This is a genomic window from Psychrobacter sp. (assembly GCF_030457785.1).
Classification (GTDB): domain Bacteria; phylum Pseudomonadota; class Gammaproteobacteria; order Pseudomonadales; family Moraxellaceae; genus Psychrobacter.
Window position 1 is genome coordinate 1 of record NZ_JAKDUI010000149.1, and the last position, 7,092, is coordinate 7,092.

At 45.6% G+C, this 7,092-nt stretch carries 6 protein-coding genes; 4 read left to right on the top strand and 2 right to left on the bottom strand.

What is annotated here, in order from left to right:
• Positions 1–90 precede the first annotated feature (90 nt).
• Positions 91–723: an OmpW family protein gene (locus tag L0J61_RS07950; RefSeq protein ID WP_301465894.1), complete on the top strand. Its 633-nt coding sequence runs from the start codon at positions 91–93 to the stop codon at positions 721–723.
• A gap of 159 nt (positions 724–882) precedes the next feature.
• Here L0J61_RS07950 and L0J61_RS07955 read toward each other — a convergent pair whose 3' ends face one another.
• A complete protein-coding gene (locus L0J61_RS07955; protein ID WP_301465896.1) occupies positions 883–2,634 on the bottom strand; it encodes a 2-oxo acid dehydrogenase subunit E2 in 1,752 nt (583 codons plus the stop codon).
• 25 nt (positions 2,635–2,659) lie between these two features.
• Positions 2,660–5,449 (bottom strand): pyruvate dehydrogenase (acetyl-transferring), homodimeric type, encoded by a 2,790-nt coding sequence (aceE, locus tag L0J61_RS07960; protein ID WP_301465897.1) that lies wholly within the window; start codon positions 5,447–5,449, stop codon positions 2,660–2,662.
• A 327-nt stretch (positions 5,450–5,776) separates the two neighbouring features.
• Here aceE and L0J61_RS07965 point away from each other — a divergent pair, with 327 nt between their 5' ends.
• The 3 genes from L0J61_RS07965 (at position 5,777) to L0J61_RS07975 (ending at position 7,060) form a co-directional block, all read left to right on the top strand.
• Positions 5,777–6,034 (top strand): hypothetical protein, encoded by a 258-nt coding sequence (locus tag L0J61_RS07965; RefSeq protein ID WP_301465899.1) that lies wholly within the window; start codon positions 5,777–5,779, stop codon positions 6,032–6,034.
• An 8-nt stretch (positions 6,035–6,042) separates the two neighbouring features.
• Positions 6,043–6,252, top strand: coding sequence for a hypothetical protein (locus L0J61_RS07970; protein ID WP_301465900.1), 210 nt, complete (start codon positions 6,043–6,045; stop codon positions 6,250–6,252).
• 145 nt (positions 6,253–6,397) lie between these two features.
• The gene (locus L0J61_RS07975; protein ID WP_301465902.1) at positions 6,398–7,060 is read left to right on the top strand and encodes a hypothetical protein; all 663 of its coding nucleotides are present in this window, start codon (positions 6,398–6,400) and stop codon (positions 7,058–7,060) included.
• The last annotated feature ends 32 nt before the right edge of the window (positions 7,061–7,092 follow it).

Sequence of the window (7,092 nt, forward strand, 5' to 3'; positions counted from 1 at the left end):
TGTTTACGACAGAGCATTATATATTGGCAACCAAGACCATTGCGCGCCAAAGGCTGACCAATGACCCATACTATTTTAAGGAAAAAAACGATGAAACTACAATCCCTAGTTTTAGCTGCTGCTACTGCACTTACGATGACCACTGTTTTTGCGGTACCAGCTGGTACTTGGTCTGTTGCGGCTGGTGCTCACATGGTCGACCCTAAAAGTGACAATGGTACACTAGCAGATGGTGCGCGCTCTGTAGAAGTCGACGATGACATCCGCCCAACCATTAGCGGAGAATACTTCATCGCTAACAATATCGGTGTTGAACTACTTGCAGCGATTCCATTTCATCACGACATCACACTAACTGATAACGATGGCAGTCAAATTAATGCTGAGACTCAGCATCTACCACCTACCCTTTCTCTGCAATATCATTTCGACTATGACAATATGCCGATGAACATCAAACCTTTCGTTGGTGTTGGTGTTAACTACACTACGTTCTTCAAAGAAAGAATCTATCTGGGTAATGGCAATGATTTAGACATTGATGACAGCGTTGGCGTAGCAGGTCATGTCGGTATCGATATTCCATATAATAAGACTGAGTCTTTCCGTATCGATGCACGTTACATGGATATCGAACCAGACGTAGAATTGAACGGCACTGACATAGGTTCTGTCGATATTAGCCCATGGGTATATGGTGTTGCTTTTGTAAAACAATTCTAAGATAGATACCATAAAATTAATGCGATAAACAACAGAGCCAGCCATCGTGCTGGCTCTGTTGTTTTCTCTCACTGATCAATCATCAAATACACATGCACAAAAAAAGACCATCCTTTCGGATGGTCTTTTTGTTGGTACGATAGCAAACCGCTATATGTCTTATAGCAAAATACGACGCGGATCTGCCAATAGCGTTGCGATATAACGAGTGAAAACAGCAGCATCCGCTCCATTGATCACACGATGATCGTAAGACAACGAGAGCGGTAACATTAGACGCGGCTCAAAGCTTTGTGTTTTTGCATTCCAACGCGGCTGCATACTCGCCTCAGAAACGCCTAAGATACCTACTTGTGGCCAGTTCACCAGTGGTGTGAACGCGGTACCACCCAAGTTACCTTGGCTCGAAATCGTAAAGCTTGCGCCCTGTAAATCCTTCGCACCCAGCTTTTTATCACGAGCTTTTGCCGCTAGATCACCAATTTCAATAGCAATCTGCTTCAGACCTTTGTCTTGCACGTCTTTGATGACAGGCACGATGAGACCATCATCGGTCGCTACTGCAAAACCCATATGGACGCTCTTACGCAATATCACTTGGGTATTGTCATCGCTCAAATGGCTATTGAAGCGTGGATGCTGCATCAAAGCATAAGCCGTCGCTTTAACCACAAATGCCAAGATAGTGAAGCCAATACCTTCAGCTTTCATGCCGCCTTTTAGCTCGCCACGTAGCTTTTCTGTCTCAGTGATATCTGACAAATCAAACTGTGTCACCTGCGGTAGCAGTGTATTGTAATTGAGCTGTGGTATAGAAACTTTCTGTAGGCGACTCAGGTCTTGTGTCTCTGTTTCGCCCCAGATCTCAGTATTGCTCATATCCGGTAAACTTGGCAGACTGGTAGTACTCACATTACCACTCGCGGGCGCCGCTTTTTGACTGTTAAGCTTGTCATTGACATATGCGAACAGATCTTCTTTTAAGATACGATCGTTCGCTGCTGAGCCACTCACTTGCGTGATATCCACACCCAATTGACGTGCTAACTTACGTACAGCTGGTCCTGCATAGACATCGACAAGCTTTTCATTCACTTGTGCTTCTGTCAGCTTGCCACGCTTATCAGCAGCCGCTTGGGTATTGCTCGCCGTGCTAGGTGACTTACCAGGCGACTTGGATGATGCTTCAGATTTTCCAGACTTTTGCGATTCGCTAGTGTCTTTCTTCTCAGGCTTATCGGCTGAATTTTTATCTGACTTGGTACCTGAACTGGCGTCGGCTGAGTCCTTCAAGTCAGCCTCACTTTCTTCAGCACCTTCGCCCAAGATAACAATGAAATCCTGACCGTTAGCAACCATATCTCCTGCTTCGACCAGTATTTTTTCCACCTTACCTGCTTCTGGCGCTGGTACTTCCACTGATGCCTTATCAGACTCAATCAACAAGATTGACTGCTCAGCACTGACTGTATCGCCGACGCTGACCATAATCTCAGATACTTGCGCTTCCTCAACACCCAAATCAGGTAACGCGTGGGTCGTTGACTTACCTTCATTAGCAGCAGGTTTTGCCGTAGATTCTGACTCACTTGATTCCGATTTTTTTGACTCACTGTCAGTCGGTTCAGGCTTTGCTTCCGCTTGCTCTTCAGCAGTGCTTTCGTCATCGCTCTCCGAGCTATCTTCAGCGCTTTCTAGCTCGATCAGCACCATACCTTCACTGACCTGATCACCGACAGCGACATTTATCTTGGTCACTTTACCGGCAGCAGAGCTCGGCACTTCTACCGATGCTTTATCAGACTCTAATAAAATAATGTTTTCGTCTTTTTCGATTACGTCACCAACTTCGATCATAATCTCACTGACTTCGGCACTATCGACACCCAAATCGGGGGCTTTAATGTCCATGGTTTATCTCCTTGCCTTATCGTTATTATTCTTTGACATCACCATTGTTTTGTTCAGTCGTATCAGCTTGGTTTTCTGCATCATCTTCATCGATGAACTCAGGCACTGGTGTCGGGTTGATATTGTCAGGTGCTGGTGCATCTGGGAAGTGATCATAATGCGGCTGTTGCTGCCATGCTGGCGGCTGATCGGCTTCGATACCAAAGCTTGAGATCGCATCTTTGACCAAACGCATTTCTACTTCACCTTCATCTGCCAGACGTTTAAGCGTTGAAACAACGATATGAGCGGCATCTACATGGAAGAAGCTACGTAGCTTTTCACGCGAATCCGAACGGCCATAACCGTCAGTACCTAGCGTGGTATATGGGCGGCTGTCAGGCAACCAGCCACGTATCTGCTCTGAGTAGTTGCGCATATAGTCAGTCGCAGCTAGGACGATACCCTCATGTGGAGCCAACTGCTCAGTGACCCATGGCACTTTTTCTTCATCCATTGGGTGCAAGCGATTGTAATCATCACAGGCCATGCCATCACGAGTCAACTCATTGAAACTGGTCACACTCCAGACATTGGATGTGATGTTGAACTCCTCTTTCAAAATCTTCGACGCTTTTTGCACTTCGCGTAAGATAACACCTGAGCCCAATAGCTGTACTTGAGTTGAGCCATTGTCTTCTAGCAGATACATACCACGCTTGATGCCTTCTTCTGCGCCCTCTGGCATCGCAGGCTGCTCATAGTTTTCATTCATGAGTGTCAAGTAATAATAGACACGCTCGCCCTCTCCATACATACGGCGCAGGCCATCATGCATGACGACGGCCAACTCATAGCCGAAACAAGGGTCATAGCTGACACAGTTCGGCACGGTATTAAATAAGATCTGAGAATGACCATCCTGATGCTGCAAACCCTCACCGTTTAGAGTCGTACGTCCTGCTGTAGCACCTAACAAAAAGCCCTGTGCTTGGCAATCGCCTGCTGCCCATGCCAAATCACCAATACGTTGGAAACCAAACATTGAGTAGTAAATATACAGCGGAATCATTGGCAGAGCGTTGACCGAATAACTGGTGGCTAGCGCGATCCAAGTACTCATCGCCCCTGCTTCGTTGATGCCTTCTTCTAGCATGTGACCATCGATGGCTTCTTTGTAGCCCATCAATGCTTCACTATCTTCTGGCGTATATTTTTGTCCAGACGCTGAGTAAATACCCAGCTGACGGAACATACCTTCTAAACCAAAGGTACGTGCTTCATCAGGCACGATAGGCACGACACGATCTTGAATGTCTTTGTTTTTGAGCATCGCTGATAGTAGACGTACAAACACCATCGTCGTCGACTGCTCTTTGCCATTGCTGCCTTTCAACATACGGTCAAACATCGATAAATCAGGGATACTCAATGGAATATGACCACTACGGCGGTTTGGTAGATGTCCGCCCAACGACTCTCGACGACCTTTTAGGTACTTCATCTCAGCGGAGTCTTCTGCTGGACGATAGAACGGCAGTGTTTCTAACTGCTCATCGGTAAATGGCAAATCAAAACGATCACGGAAGTACAACAACGCATCTTGGTCTAGCTTTTTTATTTGATGCGACTTATTGACTGCTTGCGCTTGATCAGACAGACCATAACCTTTTACGGTTTTGACCAACACCACCGTTGGCTGACCTTTAGTTTTCATAGCTTCACTAAACGCAGCGTAGACTTTCACTGGGTCATGACCACCACGGTTTAGGCGAGAGATATCATGATCGGTCAGCTGATCTGCCACTTCTTCTAGCTCAGGATACTTACCGAAGAATTCTTTGCGGACAAACTCAGGAGTGCGAGCCTCGTATAGCTGATACTCACCGTCTACCGCTTCTTCCATACGGTGCTTGAGCACACCTGTGTCATCGTTGGCGAGCAAGCTGTCCCAATTTCCGCCCCAGATGACCTTAATCACTCGCCAACCTGCACCGCGGAATACCGACTCTAGCTCTTGAATGATCTTTCCGTTACCACGAACAGGACCATCAAGACGCTGCAAATTACAGTTGATGACCCAAATCAAATTGTCTAGTTTTTCACGGCCAGCAAGCGATATTGCACCCAGGCTTTCTGGCTCATCGGTCTCACCATCACCCAAGAAAGTCCAAATCTTACGACCTTCTTTTTCCAACAAACCACGGTTTTCCATGTAGCGATGTACATGCGCATGGTAGATCGACATAATAGGACCCAGACCCATAGATACCGTCGGGAACTGCCAGTAATCAGGCATCAAGTATGGATGTGGATAGCTTGACAAGCCTTTACCACCGACTTCACGGCGGAAATTATCCAACTGATCTTCAGTCAATCGTCCTTCTAAATACGAGCGTGCATAGATACCGGGTGCTGAGTGTCCTTGGTAATAAACCATATCACCACCGAAGTTTTCATTCGCTGCTCGGAAAAAGTGATTGAACCCTGTTTCATAGAGCGTGGCACTAGAAGCAAATGTCGCCAAGTGGCCACCCAACTCATCGTCGTTCTTGTTGGCACGCATCACCATCGCCAACGCGTTATAGCGAATCAAGGCACGAATCTTACGCTCAATACCCAAGTCGCCAGGATACATAGGCTCATCATCAACAGCGATAGTGTTGATATAAGCCGTATCCAGACGGTTAAATGGCAAATCCTCTTGAACCGCCATATTATATAAGGCTTTCAAGAGGAACTGTGCGCGATCCTTGTCTGCGTGTTTGATCACAGACTCGAAAGCATCTAACCATTCTTGAGTTTCGGTGCTATCAGCATCCTTATAATAATTCATCGTTATTAGTCCTTGTCTATCGGTCAGCCCTGCTTGATGGCAGGGTGTTAGAAATCAAAAGTCAACCTGTTATTCAATAATGTCGCGTCAAGCAAGTTTATGCAATGACTTCCTTGTTAATTTTAGGAAGTTTATTGAAAAACCCACTTTCTCTTCTGTCTGGTGTGCCCTTGTACTAGGCATGCTTTAACCACATCAATACACATGGATACTGCTGTGACGCCTTAGTATTATAGGCTCTAATTAGCAAATTGTTTATAGCAATGTAGAAATGGCTGCATGACAAGTATTTTTTAAATAAATAATAAATACAAACTTGAGTATCGCATGGACGATAACTCTACCGGAACTGCGCCATATCAGCAAGACACCATGATTTGGTCATCGAGTGCCAACTACCACCCTACACGTCCATTAACATTATCCGGTTGTTACGCTGGTAAATATACTGAATATGATGCGGACGGTCTCGTTAGTGATAACACTCGCACGCTGTCTATGGTCGCGGTTTATACGATATCAGCGAACGCTGGGATGTCAGTCTACAAGCAGGTACTTACTGGAATGAACAAGCAGATGACTTAGCTTATCTCGTGGGTGCAGAAGTTGGCTATAGCCCGATGACAAACCTATGGTTATCACTTGGTTATAACTTTATGAGCTTTGAGGATGAAGACATCGCTTACGACGACAGCACACAAGAAGGCGCTTACTTTAGACTGCGCTTCAAGTTTGATGAAAACGTGTTCAAGCGTAATGACCCAAGTAAAAACCAGCGTTTGATAAGCAATTCTACGTTATAGTCTAATAAAGTTGTTGCAGCTCGACTCCAACAACTTTGCGACGACTGAACCATAAATTATCAGATATCAAACGATCAGGATTAGTAACTGTCGAACACGCTATAGTGAATAACAAAACCCACTACCTTAATACGAGGTTTGCATTATGTTGAAATCATCCATGGAAGCAGCCTCTTATAAGCGGCACATATATACTACGCTATCTGCAGTATTATTACTGGCGACTGCTTCATCAGCATCAGCAGCGACCGGTCTTTCTGATACTGATTATTGTCAGGATGGTGCACAAGATCAAACCCCGTCTTATACCTACCAAAGTGACCTGCAACAGACCATGAACTGCATGTTGACTCAACTAGAGCCGTATCAACAAACAGACAAGACACCACACCAAAGATACTCAGCTTACAAAGCTCAAGCGTGGTTGACCTACGCTATTCATCAAGGCAGTATTAATAGTTATACCTCTGATGGTGCCTATGCGGCACATGCAGCAGAGTTTTTATTACAGTCATTGAAAAACGATACGGTTGATCAAATTGATCTCTTTCAAGACCTACCTGATACCTCTGCTTTGATGCGCCCTGATTTGTGGGCGACCTTGGGCGCACTTAAAGACAGTAACGGTATAGCTTCAGCACCACGTGAGATGGCATTTAGTGAAATTGCGCTCATTTGGGCAGCCACAAACCAATGCGAACGTGGTTGGAGAGAGTCAAGCCCACACTTTCGTATGGCAGATCGCTGGTTAGAACAAGCACGTGAAGCATACGTCAATGCCAATGATTGTAGTGGTCAACTAATTTAGGACAGCTGATAAGAGATTTTGATTAAAGTAAC

Bases quoted from the DNA above. Each gene is read 5' to 3' on its own strand.
- L0J61_RS07965 (WP_301465899.1), top strand. From the start codon at position 5,777: ATGGACGATAACTCTACCGGAACTGCGCCATATCAGCAAGACACCATG.
- L0J61_RS07950 (WP_301465894.1), top strand. From the start codon at position 91: ATGAAACTACAATCCCTAGTTTTAGCTGCTGCTACTGCACTTACGATG.
- L0J61_RS07975 (WP_301465902.1), top strand. From the start codon at position 6,398: ATGTTGAAATCATCCATGGAAGCAGCCTCTTATAAGCGGCACATATAT.
- L0J61_RS07955 (WP_301465896.1), bottom strand. From the start codon at position 2,634: ATGGACATTAAAGCCCCCGATTTGGGTGTCGATAGTGCCGAAGTCAGT.
- aceE (WP_301465897.1), bottom strand. From the start codon at position 5,449: ATGAATTATTATAAGGATGCTGATAGCACCGAAACTCAAGAATGGTTA.